Source organism: Pseudoalteromonas sp. S8-8, assembly GCF_000497875.1.
In the GTDB taxonomy this organism is placed as follows: Bacteria; Pseudomonadota; Gammaproteobacteria; order Enterobacterales; family Alteromonadaceae; genus Pseudoalteromonas; species Pseudoalteromonas arctica.
In genome coordinates, this window is the sequence record NZ_AUTR01000011.1 from 91,075 (window position 1) to 112,563 (window position 21,489).

Here is a 21,489-nt window from a genome sequence, read left to right on the forward strand (position 1 = left end):
CGGCAATTATACGAGATTTTTGCAGTTAAGGCATTACCGTACGGCTAATTGGATTTTGTAGAGAAATAAGTGTTTCTGTTGACTGAATGGCTTCTATTGCCTGTATTTTATTAATCAGCACATCTTGTAAGTGATCAATGGACTTTGTCATTACCTTTATAAATATGCTGTAGTTACCTGTTGTGTAATAAGCCTCTACCACTTCCTCCAATGCTTCTAGCTTTATAAGCGTTTGCGGGTAATCACGTGCGTTATTTAAATTAATGCCTATAAAGCAGCACACATCGTAGCCCAGCTGTTTAGTATTAATCGTTAATTGCGTTCCTGTAATGATCCCTGCTTGCTTCATTTTTTCAATTCTTACGTGAATTGTCCCTGCGCTTACATTAAATCTTTTTGCTAATTCGGCATACGCAGTACGGGCATTTGCCATTAACGCATGAAGTATCTGTTTATCGAGATTATCGATTAAATAATTTTCCATTATATATTTGTCATAAAATTATCGAATATATGCTTTTTATACCACTTAATTGATGGTTTTTATATATTAAAGCTATTTTTGTTATGGGATGTTGAATTAATCCTTTAAATCGTTACATTAACTTCATTAAGGGCGCTAGTTAGAGCGCTTTTTATCAATTAAGCAAGTAACAATAACTGGGAATGAGGCCAATTATTATGAGTTCACACTATGTGCAGCAACAGCAGCAAATAAGTAAAGTTAAGCAATTTTTTTCACAACAACTTGAAACCCAACTTGGGTTGGTTGAGGTTCAAGCCCCAATTTTGGCTAAGGTTGGCGACGGTACGCAAGATAACTTGAGTGGCCATGAAAACGCAGTTGCTGTAAATGTGAAAGCGATTACAGATAGCCGCTACGAAGTGGTGCATTCACTGGCTAAGTGGAAACGTAAAACACTGGCAACTTATGGCTTTAGTGTTGGTGAGGGTATTTACACTCAAATGAAGGCTTTGCGCCCAGATGAAGATTCATTAAGTCCTATTCATTCTGTATATGTTGATCAGTGGGATTGGGAAAAAGTAATTAGCGAAACGACAGAGCGTTCGCTGGCAACACTAAAGCAAACTGTTCAGTCTATTTATAAAGGGATAAAAGAGACGGAAGCTTTTGTAAGTGAGTCTTATGGTTTGACGCCTTTTTTACCGGACGATATTAAGTTTGTACACAGTGAAGAGCTACGTAGAATGTATCCTGACTTTAGTGCTAAGCAACGCGAAAAAGCCATTGCACAAGAATATGGTGCTGTATTTTTAATTGGTATTGGTGGCGCGCTTGGAGATGGCAAAATTCATGATGTAAGAGCCCCAGATTACGATGATTGGTCTACGCCAACATGCGATCAATATATGGGTTTAAATGGTGACATTTTAGTATGGAACCCAGTACTTGAAGATGCATTTGAAATATCATCAATGGGTATACGTGTAAGCCCTGAGGTTTTAAAAGCGCAGTTAAGTACAACTGGAGATGAAGACCGCTTAGAGTTTGATTGGCATAAAGCGCTACTACAAAGTAAATTTCCGCAAACGATTGGCGGTGGAATAGGGCAGTCGCGGCTAGCGATGCTATTGCTACAAAAGCAGCATATTGGCCAAGTACAAGTGGGTGTATGGCCAAGTCAAACTTATGATACGGTAAGTGGCTTACTTTAAATTGTAAAAAAGTGAGTTAATTTGAGTGCTCAATAGAGCACTCAATTTTTTAGTGTGTTTTAAACTCTATTTCAATTTTATTATTTAAAAGTTTAACGTTGCACGGAGGGTAATTGCGGATTGTTTTAAGTACTTTATCAAAAATATGAATCTCTACGCCTGAATGCAAAACAGAATTCACCGTTAAATTAGCGTCGCTAAGTAAATCGTGTAAGTCATGATCTAAGTTTGAAAGACGTTTTTCTAATTTCTCTGCTTGCTCACAATAATGTTTCTGAGTAGCTCCAATTTTAGTGATTAATATTTTCTTCTTTTCGGCATCCTTCACTAAATCAGTTTTTTCTAGCGCTGCTTGCAGCGTATCTAATTGTGCATCTGTTTTAGCTAAGTCTCTAAAGCAATTATCAGTATCCGCTGTTATTTCAGCACCAGAAGCTGCTAAATTAATAATCATTTTAGCACCTGATTCATTCCCTATTTCGCCAGCAATGAGAGTTGTTGCATCAAGTATTTCACCACCAAATATTTTACCTTTAGGTAAGTCTGGTTGGCCTACTTGCAGTAAGCGTTTAGCTTTCATTACACAATGGCTTGTTTGGCGATCAATAAAAATATTATTTGCATCGAGATAACAATACTGTGAGTGAGATACATGAATATCACCTAGCGCAATTAGCTTGCAAGAAAGTGACTTACTATCCACTTTTTGATGGCCAATAATGCCTTGTTTAACAGTGATGTTTCCGCCTGCGGTAAGCTCACCTGATTCAACCGTGCCAAATATAGTAATATCGCCTTTGGCAGTTACTTTCATCCCAGGGTCTATATTGCGAGTAACAATAACACTGCCTTGAAAGTCAATATGGCCGCTTTTTACATTTACATCTGAAATGGTAAAAATATCGTCGACACGCATACCATTATTAATTTCAACCGGAACACCAGCAATAGTAGAGACTAACTCAAGCGGATTCATTTTTGATATTTCAGTCCCTTCGCCTGCCACTAATTGTTTATTTTCTCCGGGCTTTGCGGGCAGTATGTCACCTATTACGGTAAAGCCTTCTTTACCGGGGGTTGCTGGTTGCTGGCGAATAAGCACAGAGCCAGGTTCTACGCTTGCAAGCTTGCCAAAGTCGCGCATGTCCACACTGCCATCTTCTTTGAGCTTGGGCGCTTTTAAGCGGTCTTTTAAAGTCTCTACGGTTGTTATTAGTTTAGTGGCTAAACCATCGCTTGGGAGCCTACCTTTAGCTAATATCCCTTTAACTACAGATCCCGCAGAGTGTTCAGATTGTTTTTGCAGCAGCTGTTCTAAAAAAGCTTGTTTATACCCACGCACAATGCCTGCTTTAACGAGTTGTTTTTTTGCATCTTCTAAACTTAATAACTTTCCACCTTGGGCAATCGTTAGCTCGCCAATGGCCAGCATTTTATCGTCGCTAATTGTTACATTTAAAGTGGCATTGTGTTTTGTTGCTACAACGAGAGTTTGTTGTGTGTTTTCGTTTTTAAAAAAATCATTAATAGCGTCATGATCTATTTTACAGTCGCAAAAAGCTGACTTTTCGAGAGCCTCTAAAATAAATGCAGCGCTGGGAGGAATATGTTCTTTTACATCAAGTAAAACATTTCCATTGTTGGCAAGCTTAAACACGAGTTAATCCTTTTTTACTACTTAAGTTAAGTTTGTTTTTTAAAACACAACTACAGATTGCTAGAAATTTACATTTGAGTCAAGAAGTCAGATAAAACGAAGTGCGGAGCGAAAAATAAAGGCTATAGAGAAGCTCTATAGCCTGTAATACTTAATTGGTAGAAGGTAATTCCATTATTCCGTCTATTTCAACTTGTGCACCTTTTGGTAGTGCACGAACACCTAATGCAGCTCTCGCTGGGTAAGGTTGTTTAAAGTATTGGCTCATCACTTCATTTACAGTGGCGAAGTTAGATAGATCAGTTAGGTAAATATTGATTTTAACTAAATCGTGAATTTTTCCGCCTGCTTCTTCACATACCGCAGCAATATTTTTAAATACTTGATGCGTTTGCTCGCTAAAATCTTCTGAAATCATTTCCATCGTTTCTGGAACTAATGGAATTTGACCAGATAAATAAACAGCGGTACCTACTTTAACTGCTTGGCTGTAAGTGCCAATAGCTGCAGGTGCTTTGTCGGTAGAGATAAATGCTTTATTCATGTGTTTCCTATTTTATTTTTTACGATAGACTTTTTGTACATCAGGCATAACGCGAATGCGGCGCATAATGTTAGCAACGTGGATACGGTTTTTAACGGTAACCCCCAAATCTATCACGTATAAATTACTTTCTTTTTCATCGGTGGCAATTTCGACAATATTGGCTTGGGTTGTAGCGACAACATTGGTTAGCTTAGCTAACGCGCCTTGATGGTTAATAATTTCAACTCTCAGAGCTGCAATATATTCTTTTTCTGGGTTATCGTCCCATTTTACAACTAAGTATTTAGAGCGCTCATTTTCCCAACCACGAATATTTTTACATTCTTGGCGGTGAACGGTCAGGCCCTTACCTTGGCTTATATGAGCTGTAATGGCATCGCCTGGTACAGGTCGGCAACACTTAGAGTAATTCACTAACATGCCTTCAGTACCAATAATGGTCGCTTTAGCTTGGCTTGTTATATCAGTTAAATCGTCATTGTCATTTTGCAATAAGCGCTTGGCAATTAACATACTCATTAAGTTACCAGAGCCAATTTCTACAAGTAATTCAAGAAGCGTAGTTAGTTCGTGCTCTTCAAGTACTCTCGCTATATTTTCATCAGCAATGCTATCTAGTTTGTTTTCGCCTAATGCCGAATCAAGTAAACGACGCCCTAAAAGCATAGCCTCTTCATGATGCTGGCTTCTAAGGTAATTACGAACACCTAAGCGTGCTTTACCAGTAACAATAAAGTTTAGCCATGTTGCATTAGGGTGGGCACCTGAGCTTGTTATTATCTCTATGGTTTGCCCTGTATCTAATGGCCGACTTAAAGGATGTGGCTTGCGATTAACGCGAGCGCCTACACAAGTGTTGCCTACATCAGTATGCACTGCATACGCAAAATCGACTGCGGTAGCGCCCATTGGTAGCTCAACAATACGACCATCAGGTGTAAATACGTAAATTTCTTCTGGGAATAGCTCAGTTTTTACGTTTTCAATAAATTCAAACGATGAACCCGCACTTTGCTGAAGCTCTAATAAGCTTTGCATCCATTGGCGAGCACGTTGCTGCGAAGTATTACCGGCACCATCACCTGATTTTTTATACATCCAGTGCGCCGCTACACCTTTGTCGGCCATCTGATCCATATCGTGAGTACGAATCTGAATCTCAACAGGTATCCCGTGTGGGCCAACTAATGAAGTATGAAGCGATTGGTAACCATTAGTTTTTGGTACAGCAATATAATCTTTAAAGCGTGTTTCTATAGGCTTATAAAGACTATGAGCCACACCTAATACGCGATAACACGTATCCATAGAATCAACTGCAATTCTAAACGCGTAAATATCCATAACTTCGTTAAATAGCAGTTCTTTATTAAGCATTTTTTTATAAATACTATATAAATGTTTCTCACGGCCTGACACAGTCGCTTTAATGCCTGACTCTTCAAGACGTGCTTCTATTTCATGTTGGATATTAGTGATAACTTCTTTGCGATTACCACGTGCTTTAGCTACTTCAGATTTAAGTGCGCGATGACGCATAGGATATAAAGCTTGAAAACCTAAGTCTTCAAGCTCATTTTTAATATCGTGAATACCTAAGCGGTTTGCTATTGGCGCGTAAATCTCAAGCGTTTCACGTGCTATTCTGCGGCGCTTATCTGGGCGCAGTGCCCCTAAAGTACGCATATTGTGCGTTCTATCAGCAAGCTTGATTAAAATAACTCGAATATCCTGAGTCATTGCCATAATCATTTTGCGGTAGTTTTCAGCTTGGAATTCTTTTTTATCTTTAAAGCTGAGCTTATCGAGCTTACTTACACCTTCAACGAGTTCTGCCACAGTTTCGCCAAAAATTTCGGCTAAATCTTGTTGGCTAAAATCAGTATCTTCAATTACATCATGCATTAGCGCGGCCATGAGCGTTTCATGGTCAAGATGCATGCCTGCAAGAATTTGGGTTACTTCTACTGGATGAGTTATGTAAGGTTCGCCACTTGAGCGAGTTTGTCCTTCATGGGCCTCTCGGGCTACCACGTAAGATTTTTGAACCAGCTCTACATCAGCAGCGGGCAAGTATTCTGAAATTTTCTTTTTAAGACCTTCAAAAAGATACATTCACACTCCAATGTTCTAGGGCCTGTTGACCTTTCAGGATTAAAATTTGTTCAATCTAGGGGCGATTTAATCGCGGCGCGAGGTTTTTAGCCTAGCGGGCTAAGTAAAAATCGAGCAACAAAGAGTAAATTGCCCCTAGGCAGAACCCTTTGGGCAGCACATGTTTGGCATTTATACTGCGTTATCGCCTATTTATGGGAAATAACCACACTACATAGGCTCTGCCTTGCCTAAATACCAAGCATACTGCTGCAAATTTAACCTCGAAAGATAAACAGGCCCTAGTGAAGCAAATTAGGTAAGCTACGAATATACGATGAAATGAAAGGATTGCCAACGGCTATAGTAGAAATACTGCGCCGTTGGCTAAATCAGACCGGGAGGTCGATTATTGGTTGCCACCAACAATGGCAGCAACAGCAGCTAATTCTGCTGCTTCTTGGTGTTGTTGTTCTTCACGGTCAATTAAGTCCATTGAAGCGCTATCAACTAAACCTAATTCAATTTCACGTAAAGCAACTACCGTTGGCTTATCGTTTTCAGGGTCTACTAGTGGAGTTTTACCACCAACAGCAATTTGGCGGGCACGACGAGCCGCAACTAAAATTAAGTCAAAACGATTACCAACTGCATCTACTGCATCTTCAACTGTTACGCGGGCCATCACAGCACTCCAAAAATAATTTAAAAGCAAAGACGTAGTTTACTCCAAGGAGCCACTTTCGCCAATAGCCAGTGTTCAATTTTTATCAGTTTTACTTGCCTAAGCCTAATTTAAGTAAGCTTAAATTATTTAAGCAGACTATTTAGTAAAACTTGGTGACGATCTTCTTGCGCTTTTAGTGTTAAGCGCTGAGCCATTACAATTATTTCTATGTCGGCAAGTGCGCTCTCAAAGTCATCATTAACAATTACAAAGTCGTATTCGTTATAATGTGATGTTTCAGATTGTGCTTTTGCCATACGAGAGGCAATAATTTCAGCCGAATCTTGGCCACGGTTATTTAAGCGTTGTTCTAATTCTTCTTTTGAAGGAGGTAGAATAAAAATAGTTTGTACGCTTGGCATAATTTTGCGCACTTGCTGAGCGCCTTGCCAATCAATATCTAAAAACACATCAATACCGGCATCAAGTTGCGACTCAATAGCCTGCTTTGATGTGCCGTAGTAATTATCGAATACTTGAGCCCATTCAAAAAAGTCATCTTTGGCAATAAGCGCTTTAAATTCGTCTGTAGATACAAAGTGATAATGCACGCCATTTTCTTCACCTGGGCGAGGGGCGCGAGTTGTATGTGATACAGATACTTTCATGTCAGCGTGTTTTTTTAATAACGCATTGATTAAGCTTGATTTACCAGCACCAGAAGGGGCTGACAAAATAAATAAGTTACCGCGAGTTTGTGCCATGTTTTTATCTACCTAAAAATAAACAGGCTTGGGTTACAAGTAAGCCAAGCCTTTAATTAACTGCATTGTACTTTAATTAGCTCACCTTGCTCAAGTTAGTCGTGCTCATGTTGGTCATGCCCAAATTGGCTCGGGAGTGTTTTACTAAGTTACGCTTTAAATAAAATTGCAGTTTAAAATTATTAACAGAACTAGCCGCTAGATATAAGTATTTGATAAGGTGAAGTATCACCTATTACAGGATCCGTCATGCTCAATAAAACTTTATTTACCGCACAACAAGTAAGAGATAGTGAAGCTTTAGCTGCTAAAAATAGTCATTGTGATTTATTTACCCTAATGCAGCGTGCAGGCGAGGCCATATATAAGCAATGGCAGTTATTTGATGCACAGCATACATTAGTTATTGTTGGCCATGGTAACAACGCTGGAGACGGTTACATTGTAGCTAGGCTTATTATGCAATCAGGTAAAGAGGTAACAGTATGCGCAGCTGAGCCTAATAAAGTATTAACCGGTGATGCAGCAAAAGCGCAGCAGTTATGGATTGAAGCGGGTGGGGTGGTTTCTCATTTTACAAAAGACACTCTTAATAAGTGCGATATAGTTATTGATGCGCTCCTTGGTACTGGCCTTAAAAACGCAGTGCGCGATAATTTTGCGAATATAATAAAAGCTGTAAATAACAGTGATAAGCCCGTAATAAGCATTGATATTCCATCAGGTATTGAAGCAAATACAGGGCAGCCTTTAGGATGTGCAGTACAAGCGACTTCAACCGTTACTTTTGTGGGCATTAAGCAAGGGCTCGCAACGACGGCAGGTAAACAATATAGCGGTAAGTTAGTATTTGATGATTTAGCAATTGGCGATGCGTTTACTTGTATCGCTCAATCTTCAGGAACCCTTGTTAATATCAATAGCTTTAAAGGAATAGCCACGCGGGCAATCAATAGTCACAAAGGAAGCCACGGTAAACTTTTATGTGTTGGTGGCAATCAAGGTACTGCAGGTGCAATTAGGTTAAGTAGTGAAGCAGCTCTTAGAACGGGTGCTGGCATGGTAAGAGTGTATACACACGAAAGCTCAATAACGCCTATTAGTATTGGCAGACCAGAACTTATGGTAAGCAGTAATAACTTACATCAAGCGCTAGAGTGGGCAAGCTGCGTTGTTATTGGCCCAGGGCTTGGGCAAGACGAGTGGGCACAACAAACATTCGATGAAGTAATGCAATATTGCCAAAACAATAAAATGCCATTGGTTATAGATGCAGATGCCCTTAATTTACTGGCTAAGCAAGCTTCATCATACACGTTAGAGCAATGCGTACTTACTCCACATCCCGGCGAAGCTTCGCGACTGCTAAGTGTTAGCACCAGCGAAATCGAATCTGATCGTTTTAATTATGCCCGCCTTTGCGCTAAACGCTATAACGCGACTTGTGTATTAAAAGGCGCAGGAACATTAATAGATAATGCCCAGCACACGTGGGTATGTGAAGATGGCAACCCGGCATTGGCCGTTGGCGGCAGTGGCGATGTACTCACTGGTATTATTGGGGCATTGCTTGCCCAAGGTTTAACTATTGATGAAGCAGCACGCTATGGTGTAACACTGCATGCTAAAGCCGGTGATATTGCAAGTGAGCGAGACGGGCAAAGGGGAATGCTACCCAGTGATTTATTCGCAATTGTAAGAGAGTTAGTTAATAAAGTGACGTGAGTTTAAGCGTCACTCAACTATCAGTGTTCGGCTTTAAATTGTGGAACGTTATTGCACCCACTAAAAAGCATACACCTACATAAAGCCAAACACTGCTCGCTATAATATTCCACGTATCGGCTCGTATTAATGCAGGGATAATTATTAAGCTTCGTATGATACACAAGGTTGCAATAGCAGTTAAAGCGGTTCTAGTAAGTACTATGTTACGCACTAAGCCAATTGCTGATAAGGCAAATGCAGTACAGGCAAACATGAGTCCAGCTATTGCAATACTACCTAAAGGCGCAAGGAATGTACCTTGCTGTGATGATTCTATTATTTGTATTGGGGCGCGAGCAAATATAAACCAACTAGTGCCACCCCATATACAAAGTAAATGCCATACAGCCGCTGCAGATGCAATAACTCCTGCGCTTAATAAAAATTTTGCTTTTATATTTAACAGCATTTTATCTCACTGATTATTAAGCTGTAATAAATCCCATTTTGTACCATACAAGTCTTCAAAAACCGCTACGGTGCCATAGGGTTCTACTCTAGGCTCTTCGTTAAATGTAACGCCTTTAAAAAGCATTAAATTATAATCTCGCCAAAAGTCATCAGTATGCAAAAATAAAAACACGCGCCCACCCGTTTGATTACCAATAGCGCTGATCTGTTCGGGTGTTGTGGCTTTAGCAAGCAGTAGATTAGTCCTGCTCGAATTAGTCCCATTTGAACTAGCCCCGTTTGAATTTGGAGGTGAAATCAACACCCAGCGTTTACCATCTTCTAAATCAGTATCCTCCACTAACTCAAAGTTAAGCTTTTGAGTATAAAACTCAATTGCCTCGTCGTAGTCCTTAACAACTAATGCAATGCTGCCGATATGCTGTTGAACGTTAGTCATGTTTAGATCACTCCGTACTATTAAATAAATGTGCTTTTTATCATATTTAGTAAACGATTATGCAGGGTATATGCCCGCAGTATGTAATATGAATTAACTTACGAGTTCGTCTTCATCATCGGGTGGATCACCTGAGTCTTCTTTGCGTTTTCTTTGTTCTTGTTTTGCTTTTTGTACATTTTCGTATGTAGGCGGTGGGATAGGAATAATAGAAATAAGCGGAAAGAATGCCAAAAATAAATAAGCCCCCTTAGACATACTTTTACCCCACGTGACCATTTTGAGCATAGCCCAAACTACGAATGAAAATAACCCAGTCACAAGGGCAACAAAAACAAAGAAGATGAATATTCCGTTATTATTTAATAAATCCATTTAATATAAATCTTAGTTATACGTAACTTAGATGTGGGTATAAATTAAACAATATCAATCTGCTTTATAATAAAAAGCAAAACCCAGCCGAGGCTGGGTTTACTTTAAATCGATTTTTTAGTACTAAGTGCATAAAGTGTTTATCTGTGTAATTCACCAGCACGTTCTGGTTGATAGGTTACTTCTTTTATTTTTACCTTTATTAAGCCGCCACTCGGTTTAGGCCACTCAATTTCGTCGCCTTGGTTTAGCCCAAGTAATGCGCTACCAACGGGTGATAATATCGATATTTTATCGCCGCTAGAGTCACTGTTCTTTGGGTACACCAAGGTTAACGTAAATTCTTCTTTAGAAGACTCAACAATAAAGTTTACAGTTGAGTTCATCGTTACAACTGACGATGGCATATCTTTAGGTTCGACTATTGTAGCTCGTGCCAGTTCAGCTTCCAATTCTTCTTTATTAGCAAAGCTACCTGCAGGCAATGATTCCATTAAGTCATACAATCTATCTGCATCGAGTGATGAGATGATCAGTTCAGGTTTTTTATTCATCTTAATATCCTTAATAATTTTTAATAAATAAAATTAACTCTGAGTATGGCTTGGCATGCATTTAAGAAGCAAAGGGATACGCGAAGTCATTTTATTAATTAGCCACACCTGTGGCTTTTACTTTATTTGTGCCCAATAGCTAAAAACCCAGCCGAAGCTGGGTTTTTATTTGAGCTAGGTGTTTAGGGGGTGATTACATCATGCCGCCCATACCACCCATTCCGCCCATGCCACCCATATCAGCGCCACCAGCTTCATCTTTTGGGATTTCAGCTACCATTGCTTCAGTAGTGATCATTAGACCCGCAATAGACCCTGCAAACTGTAATGCAGAGCGTGTTACTTTAGTTGGATCTAGGATACCCATTTCAATCATGTCGTTGTATTCGCCAGTTGCTGCGTTGTAACCGTAGTTACCTTCGCCGCCTTTAACTGCGTTAATTACAACTGATGCTTCTTCGCCAGCGTTAGTTACGATTTGACGAAGTGGTGCTTCCATCGCACGAAGTGCAACTTTAATACCGTGGTTTTGATCTTCGTTGTCGCCAACTAAATCAACCAGCTTGCTAGCTGCACGTACAAGTGCAACACCGCCACCAGGTACTACGCCTTCTTCAACCGCTGCACGAGTTGCATTTAATGCATCTTCAACGCGGTCTTTTTTCTCTTTCATTTCCATTTCAGTAGCAGCACCTACTTTGATTACTGCAACACCGCCAGCTAGTTTAGCCATGCGCTCTTGTAGTTTCTCTTTATCGTAGTCTGATGTTGCTTCTTCGATTTGTGCTTTAATTTGTGAAACACGACCGCTAATACCCGCTTCTTCACCAGCACCATCAATGATTGTTGTATCATCTTTAGTAATAATTACGCGCTTAGCTGTACCTAGGTCTTCAACTGTTGCTTTTTCAAGCTCTAAGCCGATTTCTTCAGAAATAACAGTACCGCCAGTTAATACAGCGATATCTTGTAGCATTGCTTTACGACGGTCGCCAAAACCAGGTGCTTTAACTGCTGATACTTTAACAATACCGCGCATGTTATTAACTACTAATGTAGCTAGTGCTTCGCCTTCAAGGTCTTCTGCGATGATTAGTAGTGGTTTGCTTGCTTTAGCAACCGCTTCTAATGTTGGTAATAATTCGCGGATATTAGATATTTTTTTATCTACAAGTAGAATAAATGGGTTATCTAGTTCAACAGTGCCTTTTTCTGGGCTGTTGATAAAGTAAGGAGATAAGTAACCACGGTCAAACTGCATGCCTTCAACAACATCTAGTTCGTTTTCAAGTGATTGACCTTCTTCTACAGTAATAACACCACTGTTACGGCCTACTTTTTCCATTGCTTGTGCAATGATGTCGCCAATCTCTTTATCAGAGTTAGCTGAAATAGTACCTACTTGTGCAATTGCTTTAGTATCAGAACAAGGAACAGATAACGCTTTAAGCTCTGCAACAGCAGCAATAACTGCTTTGTCGATGCCGCGCTTAAGATCCATTGGGTTCATACCCGCTGCAACAGCTTTAAGGCCTTCATTAACAATAGACTGTGCAAGTACTGTAGCGGTAGTTGTACCATCGCCGGCTGCATCATTTGCTTTAGATGCAACTTCTTTAACCATTTGTGCGCCCATGTTCTCAAACTTGTCTTCAAGTTCGATTTCTTTTGCTACAGATACACCATCTTTAGTGATAACTGGTGAGCCAAATGATTTATCTAGTACAACGTTACGGCCTTTAGGACCTAATGTAACTTTTACTGCGTTTGCCAGGATGTTTACGCCAGTTAGCATTTTAGCGCGTGCGTCACCTGCAAAAAGTACTTCTTTTGCTGCCATGTTTTAAATTCCTCTAAATTCTTAAATGTTTATAAACGAAAAGTAGGTTTAGCCTACAATGCCTAAAATATTATCTTCACGCATGATCAGGTACTCTTGACCTTCGATCTTTTCAACTTTTTCAACATATGAGCCAAATAACACAGTGTCACCGGCTTTAACTTCTAACGCTCTCACGTCACCGTTTTCTAAAACGCGACCATTACCAACGGCTACAACTTCTCCGCGAGTTGATTTTTCAGCTGCAGAGCCAGTTAATACAATACCGCCAGCAGATTTTGTTTCTTCTTCTAGACGTTTAACGATTACGCGATCTTGTAAAGGACGAATGTTCATGTTTTTTAGTTCTCCTAACAGTTTCTGTACATTACAGAAAAAAGCTTTTCTAATTTGCATTCATTAATGGGGGTAGAGTGTAAAATTCCAAGAGAAAAAACGATAAATTTTTAATCTTTTCTCTCATATTCACCATCAATAGTTGTTGGTTGTTCCATTTGCCCTTGCTCTCGTTCAGCATGTTGCTGCCCAGCAAACGGCGATGGCCCTTGTTGCATGCCAGCGCTCATTCTAACAGTTGCTTGGCTAGCAAGGCCTGCGGCCAATTTGTTACGAATTGCAGGGGTTAATAATAGTAGCCCAAATACGTCAGTCATAATGCCAGGAGTAAGGAGTAATACACCTGCAATTACAACGCATATTCCGGTAAATAATTCTTTGGCTGGCATTTGCCCTTGCGCCATTTGCGCTTGTACGTTTTGCAGCGCACCCATACCTTGTGTTTTAACCATTTTGGCACCTAAAATCGCAGTAATAACAACAAGTGCAATTGTTGCAAATCCGCCAATCACGTCGCTTACTTGAATCAGCAAAGCGATTTCGATAATAGGGATGATAATAAACAACACAAATAAAAATCTAAACATAGCGCTCTCTAAATAATGACACTCAAAAGAGTTGATGAAATATAAATGAGGGTGACGAGGTCTCTTTTCAAGGTTAGGGCATAGGTATCGTCATTTTACTGATATTTTAGCGTCTACACATTGTATCGGCTATCAGATACTATGATGATAGACACTGTCCAATAAGTATAGGTTCATAATGACTACGCATTTTAAAATGATTTTTACGACCTGCAAAGACGAAGCAGAAGCACGCACACTTGCAAGGGCGTTGGTAGAAAAAAAACTAGCTGCTTGTGTAAATATTTTACCTAACATGGGCTCTATTTATATGTGGGAAGGCGAAGTTGCAGAAGCAACTGAGGCTAAGCTACTTATAAAAACGAAATCAGATAAAATGAACGATGTGTTTCTAACAATAAAAGAGTTACATAGCTACGAAGTGCCAGAGATTCAGGTTTTAGAAGTTTCTACGGGAAATTTGGCGTATTTTAATTGGATGGACGAGGTACTGAATTAATGCGTTTTTTCTTTTTATTGTTGGTTACATTATTAACCGTACCTGTAAAGGCTGCGACTAATAATGTGCTTGGTGATCTACTTGGGCCTCCTCAACACACTTTTTTACCTGTAGACCAAGCGTTTGTATTTGACTTTGATCAGCAAGGCAGCACCTTGTTTGTAGGTTGGGATATAGCACCAGACTATTATTTATATAAAAAGAAAATAGAAATCATTGCCAAGGGTGCAAACATCCAAGTAGGTGACTCTGGTAGTGGCGAAATTATTGAAGATGAATTTTTTGGTAAAACAGAAGTCTTTTTTAATACCGCGAGCGTTGTTAGTAAGTTAAGTAATATCACTGAGGGAGCGGTTGTTAAAGTTCGCTATCAGGGCTGTGCAAAAGCAGGGCTTTGTTATCCACCAGAAGTGATTAGCATTCCACTTAGTGTAATTAGTGGCGCACAGATTAAAAATGTAGATCAAAATAGCGCTACAGATGAAGCGGCAACAGCGCAAAGTACATTTGCAGCACTCAACGAGCCAACTACTGAACCTACAACAAATTCGGATGACACCGAAAAAGAACTGACTTTTACTGAGCAATTAGCCAGTCAGAGCTTAATAACTAATTTACTCATATTTTTTGCTGTTGGTGTAGGCCTTGCTTTTACGCCATGCGTATTCCCAATGTTTCCAATTTTGTCTAGCTTAATTGCGGGTCAGCAAAACCTTTCAACTAAAAAAGCGTTTGCGTTGTCGTTTGTATATATACAAGGCATGGCAGTTACCTATGCAGCACTAGGCTTAGTTGTTGCGGCGCTTGGTGGGCAAGTGCAGGGGTATTTACAGCATCCATTTGTGTTAATCAGCTTTAGTTTATTATTTGTATTATTGGCTATGTCGATGTTTGGTTGGTACGAAATTAAACTGCCAAGCAGTATGATGAGCAAGCTAACCCAAGTAAGTAACAACCAAAAAGGCGGCAACTACGTTGGCGTATTTTTAATGGGTGTACTTTCGGGCTTAATAGCATCACCTTGTACTACTGCGCCACTGTCGGCGGCACTGTTATTTGTAGCGCAAAGTGGTGATTACTTAGTAGGTGGTTTAACACTGTACGTGCTCAGTTTAGGTATGGGGTTACCACTTTTATTACTTGGTACATCTGGCGGTAAATTGCTTCCTAAAGCGGGTGGTTGGATGGAGCAAGTTAAAACCTTGTTTGGTTTTGTGATGCTCGTTGTGCCGCTTATATTACTTGAGCGACTAGTAAGCGCCGAGATTATATTATTAATGGCAGGTGTGCTTGCATTAGCAACAGCACTGTACTTACATCATTGGCAAAGTAGCCAAACACAAAGCAAGTTAAAAACTGCATTATGGTTTGCTGCAACTCTATTAGTTATTACAGGCTTTACGTTAACTAAAAACTACCTTTGGCCGGTACAAGTACAAACAGTACAGGTAAGCTCACAAAATAATGAATTTAAACAGGTTGCTGATTTAGCAGAACTAAAAGAAGCAGTTGCACAAGCAAACGACGAAGGTCGAATGGTTATGGTCGATTTATATGCCGACTGGTGTGTGGCGTGTAAAGAGTTTGAACATTACACCTTTCCTGATGCCAAAGTGCAAAGTGAGTTTAGCCACTATCAGCTTATTCAAATTGATTTAACTGAGAGTGATAATAAAACAATTGAGCTAATGGAAGAGTACACGGTGTTTGGTTTACCTAGTATTTTGTTTTTTAATACTCAAGGACAAGAGCTTAGTACGCAGCGCGTAACGGGCTTTTTAAATGCTGAGGACTTTGCTAAACACCTAGCAGTTGTGCGCGCCAGCGCACAATAATAGTGCAATAGTGCCACTTGAATTGACTAAGTGGCACCTTCTTAATTCTTCTTATATTTGTACCCACGACACTGATAAGACCAGTATTTTGCTGCTATTTACGTCGAAATCACTATAATAGTTGGTTAACGTGAGAAATTGTTGCTACATTGCTTTTTCTGCTTACTTAAAAGTGAAAAACTAGTTAGTAACCGCTTAACTCATTACTTATAGGATATATCGCGTATTATGGCTGCAAAATTTAACCTTTTAGTTATAAATGGTCCAAATTTAAACATGCTTGGTAAACGTGAACCGGATAAATACGGTTTTCAGACGCTGAGTGAGATTATGGAGGAGCTAACCAGTGCTGCTAATAGTCTAGATGTTGAGTTAACGCATTTTCAAAGTAATAGTGAGCAAGCACTCATCGAACGAATTCACGATGCTTGGCAAGCGGTTGATTACATAATTATCAACCCAGCTGCATTTACGCATACTAGCGTCGCATTACGTGATGCACTGTTGAGTGTTGATATTCCGTTTTTTGAGGTGCACTTAAGTAATGTGCACGCACGTGAAGCCTTTCGTCATCATTCGTATTTTTCTGATGTGGCACAAGGCGTGATATGTGGATTAGGCGCAATGGGTTATCACGCAGCATTGAATGCCGCTGTGAGCCGGTTGCAAAGCGCAATTTAATTTAAATTAACACACAAACTAACAGGCGGGTCGTGTAATGGATATTCGCAAGATAAAGAAGCTTATCGAATTAGTAGAAGAATCAGGTATTGCTGAGCTAGAAATCACTGAAGGTGAAGAATCAGTACGTATTAACCGTAACAACATGAGTGCAGGCCCAGGTTACCCGCAATTTGCTCCACAGCAATATGCACCAGCGCCAGCAGCACCAGTTGCAGCGGCTCCTGTAGCTGTTGAAGCAGCACCAGCTGAGCCAACGGGTCATCAAGTTAAATCACCAATGGTTGGTTCTTTTTACTCTGCTGCGTCTCCTGAAGCTCCAGCATATGTAGAAGTTGGTCAGCAAGTTAAAGTTGGCGATACACTTTGTATTATCGAAGCTATGAAAATGATGAACCAAATTGAATCAGATAAAGCCGGTACAGTAAGAGCTATCTTAGCTGAAAATGGCGAGCCAATAGAATTTGATCAACCTCTATTCATCATTGAATAATAGCGTAACCTAAAAGGCCAACTCTAATGTTAGATAAAGTAGTCATTGCAAACCGAGGTGAAATTGCACTTCGTATATTGCGCGCCTGCAAAGAGCTTGGGATCAAAACGGTTGCTGTGCATTCAACGGCAGATCGCGATCTTAAGCATGTATTGCTTGCAGATGAAACCATCTGTATTGGTAGACCATCAGCAACTGAAAGTTATTTAGATATTCCGCGCATAATTGCTGCGGCTGAAATAACTGATGCTGTAGCGATTCATCCTGGTTACGGTTTCCTTGCAGAAAATGCTGATTTTGCCGACCAAGTTGAGCAAAGTGGTTTTGTATTTATCGGTCCTCGTGGCGACACTATTCGCCTTATGGGTGATAAAGTGTCTGCTATCGCAGCAATGCGTAAAGCCGGCGTTCCATGTGTTCCTGGCTCTGACGGTCCAGTATCAGATGATAAAGAACGCAACATGCAAATCGCTAAGCGTATCGGTTACCCGGTAATCATCAAAGCTGCTGGTGGCGGTGGTGGTCGTGGTATGCGTGTTGTTCGCAGCGAATCTGAACTTATTGATTCAATTGCATTAACACAGCAAGAAGCTAAGCAATTCTTTGGTAATAGCATGGTTTACATGGAAAAATTCCTTGAAAACCCACGCCACATCGAAGTTCAAGTATTAGCAGACGGCCAAGGTAATGCAGTACATTTAGGTGAACGTGATTGTTCTATGCAACGTCGTCACCAAAAAGTAGTTGAAGAAGCTCCAGCACCAGGAATTACTGCTGAAACGCGTAAATTCATTGGCGAGCGCTGTACACGTGCATGTATCGAAATTGGATACCGCGGTGCAGGTACGTTTGAGTTTTTATACGAAAACGGCGAGTTTTACTTCATCGAAATGAATACACGTATTCAGGTTGAACACCCTGTAACTGAAATGGTTACTGGTATCGATTTAGTGAAAGAGCAGTTAAAAATTGCAGCGGGTCAACCGTTATCATTCACTCAAGACGACGTTGTTATTCGTGGTCATGCTATTGAGTGTCGTATTAATGCTGAAGATCCTGAAACGTTTATCCCGTCACCGGGTAAAATTACACGTTTCCATCCAGCAGGTGGTTTAGGTATTCGTTGGGACAGCCATATTTACGCTGACTACACGGTTCCACCACATTACGATTCAATGATTGGTAAGTTAATTACTTACGGTGAAAACCGTGATGTAGCTATTGCTCGCGCACGCAATGCACTTAACGAGCTAGTAATTGACGGAATTAAAACTAATACTCCTTTGCATAAGAGAATTCTTGCAGATGAAAACTTCCAAAATGGTGGTACTAACATCCACTACCTTGAGAAGAAATTAGGATTGTAATTCTAGCCTGTAAAAGGCGTTTTATCTCAGTTAATAACCAGAGTTATTAATCTGATTTAAATAATTAAAAATCCGATATCAGGAGACTGATATCGGATTTTTTAATGTCTGTAATTTATACCAATTCGTTTAATTAAATGATCAAGTATTATTGCGGATTGGTATAAAGCCTTATAGGCAATAAAAAAGTCCATAAAATATACTGCAAAGAGTAAATTCGATGGACTCAATATTTATACAATATGTTGAACTAACATTAAACTAATTTAGATTCAATTAACTGTAGTGCTTCTTCTAAAATTGTTTCTACTGCTTTTTTAGCGCGTTCAGGATCGCGTGACTTTATGGTTTCTAAAATATCAGCGTGCTTAGCAACGTCTGCGCCCGGTACACCTTTAATGTGGTTTGTATAACGAATACTTACTCTAAGGGCAGTACTAATAAACTCAGTTAACTGCACAAAAAAGCGATTGTTACTGGCAACTAATATGCTGGTATGAAAAGCAATATCAGCTTCGAGTGGGTCGTCCAAGCCTTCGTCTGCTTCAGCCATACGGGCTAAGGCGTTATCAATTTCAGCGAGTTGTTCAGCAGTTGCATTTAGTGCAGCAAGAGCGGCTGCTTGTGGTTCAAGGGCAACGCGTACTTGAGTAAATTCTTTTAATAATGAAAGTGATGGCTTGCTGCTTAAAATCCAACGTAGTACGTCTGTGTCAAACATGTTCCAGCTGCTTTCAGGTAATACACGAATACCTTGCTTAGGACGAGAAGAAATTAATCCTTTAGCAGAGAGCATTTTTACCGCTTCGCGGGTAGCGCTGCGACTTACATCATACTTTATACATAAATCGGCTTCAGAAGGGAGGCCTTCGCTTACAGGGTAAACACCACGCACAATAGCAAAACCCAAATCGTGGGTTAATTGTTGTGTTAAATTTTGACGGGGTTGGCTTTTCATTGCGCAGGATTCCGAGTTGATATATTGCTTTATTATATATCATATATCATATTAATGTACTTAAGGATATGATATAAACTTTTAATTAGTTAAATATTTTAGCACAGCAATAACAACTTAGTTTGGCTCTTTATACTGTAAATGTAAGTTTATAAAGAGTTTAAATAAAATTGAAAATGCGCTGTATGGAGAGTTGAATTTGAACACCCTAGCTCAATATCATAGTCTTTCTGGTAAAGTTATTTTTATTACTGGTGGTGCATCAGGCATTGGCAGAGCAATGGTTAAGTCCTTTGTAAACCAAAATGCAAAAGTAGCATTTATAGATATTGATGATAAGGCAGCGCAATCGCTTATTCGTGATTTACCCAATGCAAAACTATGGTATAGGCAAGTTGATGTAACTGACTCTCATGCACTTCAGCAATCACTTGTGGATGCATGCGCCGCTTTTGGTGCCATTAATGTACTAGTCAATAATGTAGCGAACGACCGCCGCCAAGCGAGCGAAGACGTTACAGTGCAAGACTGGGATCAGTGCTTACAAATAAACTTAAACCCTGCATTTTTTGCCTCTCAAGTTGCTATGTCTTTTATGAAAGGCGATGGAGCCGGCAGTATCATTAATTTTAGCTCTATTAACGCGATTATGGGCCAGCCACAAATGGCAGGCTATGTAACCGCAAAAGCAGGGCTAATTGGTATGACTAAGGCATTGGCTCGCGATTACGGCGAGTTTGGTATTCGCGTTAACGCTATTTTGCCAGGGTGGGTGGCTACCGACCGTCAACTAGCAAGCTGGTTTACCGAAGAAGAGCAAGTTAAGTGGATGGAAGCCATGGCACTTAAAAAATTAGTAACTCCTGAAGATGTTGCTAATTTGGCACTCTTTTTAGCCGCCGATGAAAGCAGTATGATCACCGGGCAAAGTATTAAAATTGACGGTGGGAGGCTTTAAAGCTTGGCTAATTCATCTCTTTTTATTGCTGTTGACTGGGGCACGAGCCATTTACGTGCTTATTTGTGCGAAGTACAAGCGCAATCAACACTTAAATTATTAGCACAACGTGATGGCCCTGGCGTTGTTAAGGCGAATCAAAATTTTGAGCAAACCCTAATCGACACGATTTCGGTGTGGAAGCAAGAATATGGCAGTTTACCTATATATATTGCAGGGCAAATTACCTCAAGCATCGGCTGGCACGAAACGCCATATTTAGAATGCCCAATTAATCCCGAAGGGCTACTTAATGCTGCGGTTAGCTTTGATTGCGATGGACATATTATTAAAGCGTTACCTGGCACAAAGTGTACGCTGCAAAACGGCTTGTTTGATGTAATGCGCGGCGAAGAGCTGCAAATTTTAGGGTTTTTAAAGCAAAATCCAGAATATCAACAAGGTAAAATATTATTATGTTTGCCTGGCACACATACCAAATGGGTGCTTATAAATAACGGCGAAATCATTTGCTTTAAAACAGCCATGACCGGCGAGTTATACGATTTGTTATGTCATCAAAGTGTTTTAATTCCTAATGACTGCGCAGAAGGTGAGTTTGATTTTAAAGCATTTGAGCAAGGCTGTGAGCTAACTTTAGGTAGTGATAGCGGTAACTTGGCTCATGGTATTTTTAGTGTGCGTACACGCCAGCTTTCAAAAGAGTTAACGCCAGTACAAGCCAAAGCTTATTTGTCGGGTGTATTAATTGGCAGCGATGTACGAGCAGCTCGCCATGCAAGCGAGTGGCAATTATTGAGTGATACACAAGTAGTGGTGATTGGCACAAAGCAGCTTAATAAGTGTTTTACCACAGCGCTTAAACAAATTGGTGTTAAGTGTGTTGAGTTTGATATTAAAACAGCCACGCTAAGCGGCTTTAATTACTTATTTAATTTAGAGTCAAAAAATAAACCCCTCTATAATAATTAAATTATAAAGGG

The 21,489-nt window shown here is 40.0% G+C and carries 23 protein-coding genes; 9 read left to right on the plus strand and 14 right to left on the minus strand.

All coding sequences use genetic code 11. From position 1 onward, the window contains the following. Nucleotides 1-25: 25 nt before the first annotated feature. Nucleotides 26-484: a transcriptional regulator AsnC gene (asnC, locus tag L659_RS0103015; RefSeq protein WP_002958822.1), complete on the minus strand. Its 459-nt coding sequence runs from the start codon at nt 482-484 to the stop codon at nt 26-28. 197 nt (nt 485-681) lie between these two features. Here asnC and asnA point away from each other — a divergent pair, with 197 nt between their 5' ends. Continuing rightward, a complete protein-coding gene (asnA, locus tag L659_RS0103020) occupies nt 682-1,677 on the plus strand; it encodes an aspartate--ammonia ligase (RefSeq protein ID WP_024589557.1) in 996 nt (331 codons plus the stop codon). Nucleotides 1,678-1,726: 49 nt separating this feature from the next. Here the strand turns inward: asnA and L659_RS0103025 are convergent, their stop codons facing one another. The 5 genes from L659_RS0103025 to gmk all read right to left on the minus strand — a co-directional run bounded on the left by L659_RS0103025 (nt 1,727) and on the right by gmk (nt 7,406). Beyond that, on the minus strand, nt 1,727-3,334 hold the full coding sequence (locus tag L659_RS0103025; RefSeq protein WP_024589558.1) for a DUF342 domain-containing protein: 1,608 nt from the start codon (nt 3,332-3,334) through the stop codon (nt 1,727-1,729). Nucleotides 3,335-3,485: 151 nt separating this feature from the next. After that, a complete protein-coding gene (locus L659_RS0103030) occupies nt 3,486-3,878 on the minus strand; it encodes a RidA family protein (RefSeq protein WP_007580015.1) in 393 nt (130 codons plus the stop codon). Between the two features lie 12 nt (nt 3,879-3,890). Continuing rightward, nucleotides 3,891-5,996 carry a bifunctional GTP diphosphokinase/guanosine-3',5'-bis pyrophosphate 3'-pyrophosphohydrolase gene (gene spoT, locus L659_RS0103035; RefSeq protein ID WP_007580016.1) on the minus strand — a complete coding sequence of 702 codons (2,106 nt, stop codon included), beginning with the start codon at nt 5,994-5,996 and terminating at the stop codon, nt 3,891-3,893. 388 nt (nt 5,997-6,384) lie between these two features. Then, on the minus strand, nt 6,385-6,660 hold the full coding sequence (rpoZ, locus tag L659_RS0103040; RefSeq protein WP_007378835.1) for a DNA-directed RNA polymerase subunit omega: 276 nt from the start codon (nt 6,658-6,660) through the stop codon (nt 6,385-6,387). A gap of 125 nt (nt 6,661-6,785) precedes the next feature. Next, entirely contained in the window at nt 6,786-7,406 is a 621-nt protein-coding gene (gmk, locus tag L659_RS0103045; RefSeq protein WP_024589559.1) for a guanylate kinase, read from the minus strand. A 249-nt stretch (nt 7,407-7,655) separates the two neighbouring features. On the opposite strand from gmk, the gene L659_RS0103050 reads away from it, so the two are divergent. Further along, nucleotides 7,656-9,131 (plus strand): NAD(P)H-hydrate dehydratase, encoded by a 1,476-nt coding sequence (locus L659_RS0103050; protein ID WP_024589560.1) that lies wholly within the window; start codon nt 7,656-7,658, stop codon nt 9,129-9,131. A gap of 13 nt (nt 9,132-9,144) precedes the next feature. On the opposite strand, the gene L659_RS0103055 is transcribed toward L659_RS0103050, so the two are convergent. From L659_RS0103055 to L659_RS0103085, 7 genes are all read right to left on the minus strand, one after another. After that, a complete protein-coding gene (locus L659_RS0103055) occupies nt 9,145-9,582 on the minus strand; it encodes a hypothetical protein (RefSeq protein WP_024589561.1) in 438 nt (145 codons plus the stop codon). A gap of 6 nt (nt 9,583-9,588) precedes the next feature. After that, nucleotides 9,589-10,023: a VOC family protein gene (locus tag L659_RS0103060; RefSeq protein ID WP_024589562.1), complete on the minus strand. Its 435-nt coding sequence runs from the start codon at nt 10,021-10,023 to the stop codon at nt 9,589-9,591. Between the two features lie 93 nt (nt 10,024-10,116). Further along, complete coding sequence (locus tag L659_RS01000000122890; protein ID WP_007375928.1) at nt 10,117-10,281, minus strand: hypothetical protein; 165 nt, start codon at nt 10,279-10,281, stop codon at nt 10,117-10,119. Between the two features lie 257 nt (nt 10,282-10,538). Beyond that, on the minus strand, nt 10,539-10,952 hold the full coding sequence (gene rnk / locus L659_RS0103070) for a nucleoside diphosphate kinase regulator (RefSeq protein WP_010555031.1): 414 nt from the start codon (nt 10,950-10,952) through the stop codon (nt 10,539-10,541). A 193-nt stretch (nt 10,953-11,145) separates the two neighbouring features. Continuing rightward, nucleotides 11,146-12,792, minus strand: a complete 1,647-nt coding sequence (gene groL / locus L659_RS0103075) for a chaperonin GroEL (protein WP_024589564.1) — start codon at nt 12,790-12,792, stop codon at nt 11,146-11,148. Between the two features lie 48 nt (nt 12,793-12,840). Continuing rightward, nucleotides 12,841-13,128 carry a co-chaperone GroES gene (locus L659_RS0103080; RefSeq protein WP_007580032.1) on the minus strand — a complete coding sequence of 96 codons (288 nt, stop codon included), beginning with the start codon at nt 13,126-13,128 and terminating at the stop codon, nt 12,841-12,843. Between the two features lie 110 nt (nt 13,129-13,238). Beyond that, nucleotides 13,239-13,715: an FxsA family protein gene (locus L659_RS0103085; RefSeq protein WP_024589565.1), complete on the minus strand. Its 477-nt coding sequence runs from the start codon at nt 13,713-13,715 to the stop codon at nt 13,239-13,241. Nucleotides 13,716-13,893: 178 nt separating this feature from the next. Here L659_RS0103085 and cutA point away from each other — a divergent pair, with 178 nt between their 5' ends. From cutA to accC, 5 genes are all read left to right on the plus strand, one after another. Further along, complete coding sequence (cutA, locus tag L659_RS0103090; RefSeq protein ID WP_007580036.1) at nt 13,894-14,214, plus strand: divalent-cation tolerance protein CutA; 321 nt, start codon at nt 13,894-13,896, stop codon at nt 14,212-14,214. Further along, nucleotides 14,214-16,049, plus strand: a complete 1,836-nt coding sequence (locus L659_RS0103095) for a protein-disulfide reductase DsbD (protein WP_024589566.1) — start codon at nt 14,214-14,216, stop codon at nt 16,047-16,049. Before cutA ends, L659_RS0103095 begins: the two co-directional genes overlap by 1 nt. A gap of 228 nt (nt 16,050-16,277) precedes the next feature. Beyond that, entirely contained in the window at nt 16,278-16,730 is a 453-nt protein-coding gene (gene aroQ, locus L659_RS0103100) for a type II 3-dehydroquinate dehydratase (protein ID WP_007580040.1), read from the plus strand. Between the two features lie 37 nt (nt 16,731-16,767). After that, on the plus strand, nt 16,768-17,223 hold the full coding sequence (gene accB / locus L659_RS0103105; RefSeq protein WP_024589567.1) for an acetyl-CoA carboxylase biotin carboxyl carrier protein: 456 nt from the start codon (nt 16,768-16,770) through the stop codon (nt 17,221-17,223). A 26-nt stretch (nt 17,224-17,249) separates the two neighbouring features. Beyond that, a complete protein-coding gene (accC, locus tag L659_RS0103110; RefSeq protein ID WP_007580045.1) occupies nt 17,250-18,590 on the plus strand; it encodes an acetyl-CoA carboxylase biotin carboxylase subunit in 1,341 nt (446 codons plus the stop codon). A gap of 256 nt (nt 18,591-18,846) precedes the next feature. On the opposite strand, the gene L659_RS0103115 is transcribed toward accC, so the two are convergent. After that, nucleotides 18,847-19,548, minus strand: coding sequence for a FadR/GntR family transcriptional regulator (locus L659_RS0103115; protein ID WP_007580047.1), 702 nt, complete (start codon nt 19,546-19,548; stop codon nt 18,847-18,849). Between the two features lie 199 nt (nt 19,549-19,747). Here L659_RS0103115 and L659_RS0103120 point away from each other — a divergent pair, with 199 nt between their 5' ends. Next, nucleotides 19,748-20,506: an SDR family NAD(P)-dependent oxidoreductase gene (locus L659_RS0103120; protein WP_002958845.1), complete on the plus strand. Its 759-nt coding sequence runs from the start codon at nt 19,748-19,750 to the stop codon at nt 20,504-20,506. Nucleotides 20,507-20,509: 3 nt separating this feature from the next. Beyond that, complete coding sequence (locus L659_RS0103125; RefSeq protein ID WP_024589568.1) at nt 20,510-21,478, plus strand: 2-dehydro-3-deoxygalactonokinase; 969 nt, start codon at nt 20,510-20,512, stop codon at nt 21,476-21,478. The last annotated feature ends 11 nt before the right edge of the window (nt 21,479-21,489 follow it).

Excerpts from the sequence above, each read along its gene's own strand:
- L659_RS0103050 (WP_024589560.1), top strand. The coding sequence starts at position 7,656 with ATGCTCAATAAAACTTTATTTACCGCACAACAAGTAAGAGATAGTGAA.
- L659_RS0103115 (WP_007580047.1), bottom strand. The coding sequence starts at position 19,548 with ATGAAAAGCCAACCCCGTCAAAATTTAACACAACAATTAACCCACGAT.
- aroQ (WP_007580040.1), top strand. The coding sequence starts at position 16,278 with ATGGCTGCAAAATTTAACCTTTTAGTTATAAATGGTCCAAATTTAAAC.
- accC (WP_007580045.1), top strand. The coding sequence starts at position 17,250 with ATGTTAGATAAAGTAGTCATTGCAAACCGAGGTGAAATTGCACTTCGT.
- rnk (WP_010555031.1), bottom strand. The coding sequence starts at position 10,952 with ATGAATAAAAAACCTGAACTGATCATCTCATCACTCGATGCAGATAGA.
- L659_RS0103085 (WP_024589565.1), bottom strand. The coding sequence starts at position 13,715 with ATGTTTAGATTTTTATTTGTGTTGTTTATTATCATCCCTATTATCGAA.
- L659_RS0103055 (WP_024589561.1), bottom strand. The coding sequence starts at position 9,582 with ATGCTGTTAAATATAAAAGCAAAATTTTTATTAAGCGCAGGAGTTATT.
- cutA (WP_007580036.1), top strand. The coding sequence starts at position 13,894 with ATGACTACGCATTTTAAAATGATTTTTACGACCTGCAAAGACGAAGCA.
- accB (WP_024589567.1), top strand. The coding sequence starts at position 16,768 with ATGGATATTCGCAAGATAAAGAAGCTTATCGAATTAGTAGAAGAATCA.
- spoT (WP_007580016.1), bottom strand. The coding sequence starts at position 5,996 with ATGTATCTTTTTGAAGGTCTTAAAAAGAAAATTTCAGAATACTTGCCC.
- rpoZ (WP_007378835.1), bottom strand. The coding sequence starts at position 6,660 with ATGGCCCGCGTAACAGTTGAAGATGCAGTAGATGCAGTTGGTAATCGT.
- L659_RS0103030 (WP_007580015.1), bottom strand. The coding sequence starts at position 3,878 with ATGAATAAAGCATTTATCTCTACCGACAAAGCACCTGCAGCTATTGGC.
- L659_RS0103080 (WP_007580032.1), bottom strand. The coding sequence starts at position 13,128 with ATGAACATTCGTCCTTTACAAGATCGCGTAATCGTTAAACGTCTAGAA.
- L659_RS0103095 (WP_024589566.1), top strand. The coding sequence starts at position 14,214 with ATGCGTTTTTTCTTTTTATTGTTGGTTACATTATTAACCGTACCTGTA.
- L659_RS0103060 (WP_024589562.1), bottom strand. The coding sequence starts at position 10,023 with ATGACTAACGTTCAACAGCATATCGGCAGCATTGCATTAGTTGTTAAG.
- gmk (WP_024589559.1), bottom strand. The coding sequence starts at position 7,406 with ATGGCACAAACTCGCGGTAACTTATTTATTTTGTCAGCCCCTTCTGGT.
- L659_RS01000000122890 (WP_007375928.1), bottom strand. The coding sequence starts at position 10,281 with ATGTCTAAGGGGGCTTATTTATTTTTGGCATTCTTTCCGCTTATTTCT.
- asnC (WP_002958822.1), bottom strand. The coding sequence starts at position 484 with ATGGAAAATTATTTAATCGATAATCTCGATAAACAGATACTTCATGCG.
- asnA (WP_024589557.1), top strand. The coding sequence starts at position 682 with ATGAGTTCACACTATGTGCAGCAACAGCAGCAAATAAGTAAAGTTAAG.
- groL (WP_024589564.1), bottom strand. The coding sequence starts at position 12,792 with ATGGCAGCAAAAGAAGTACTTTTTGCAGGTGACGCACGCGCTAAAATG.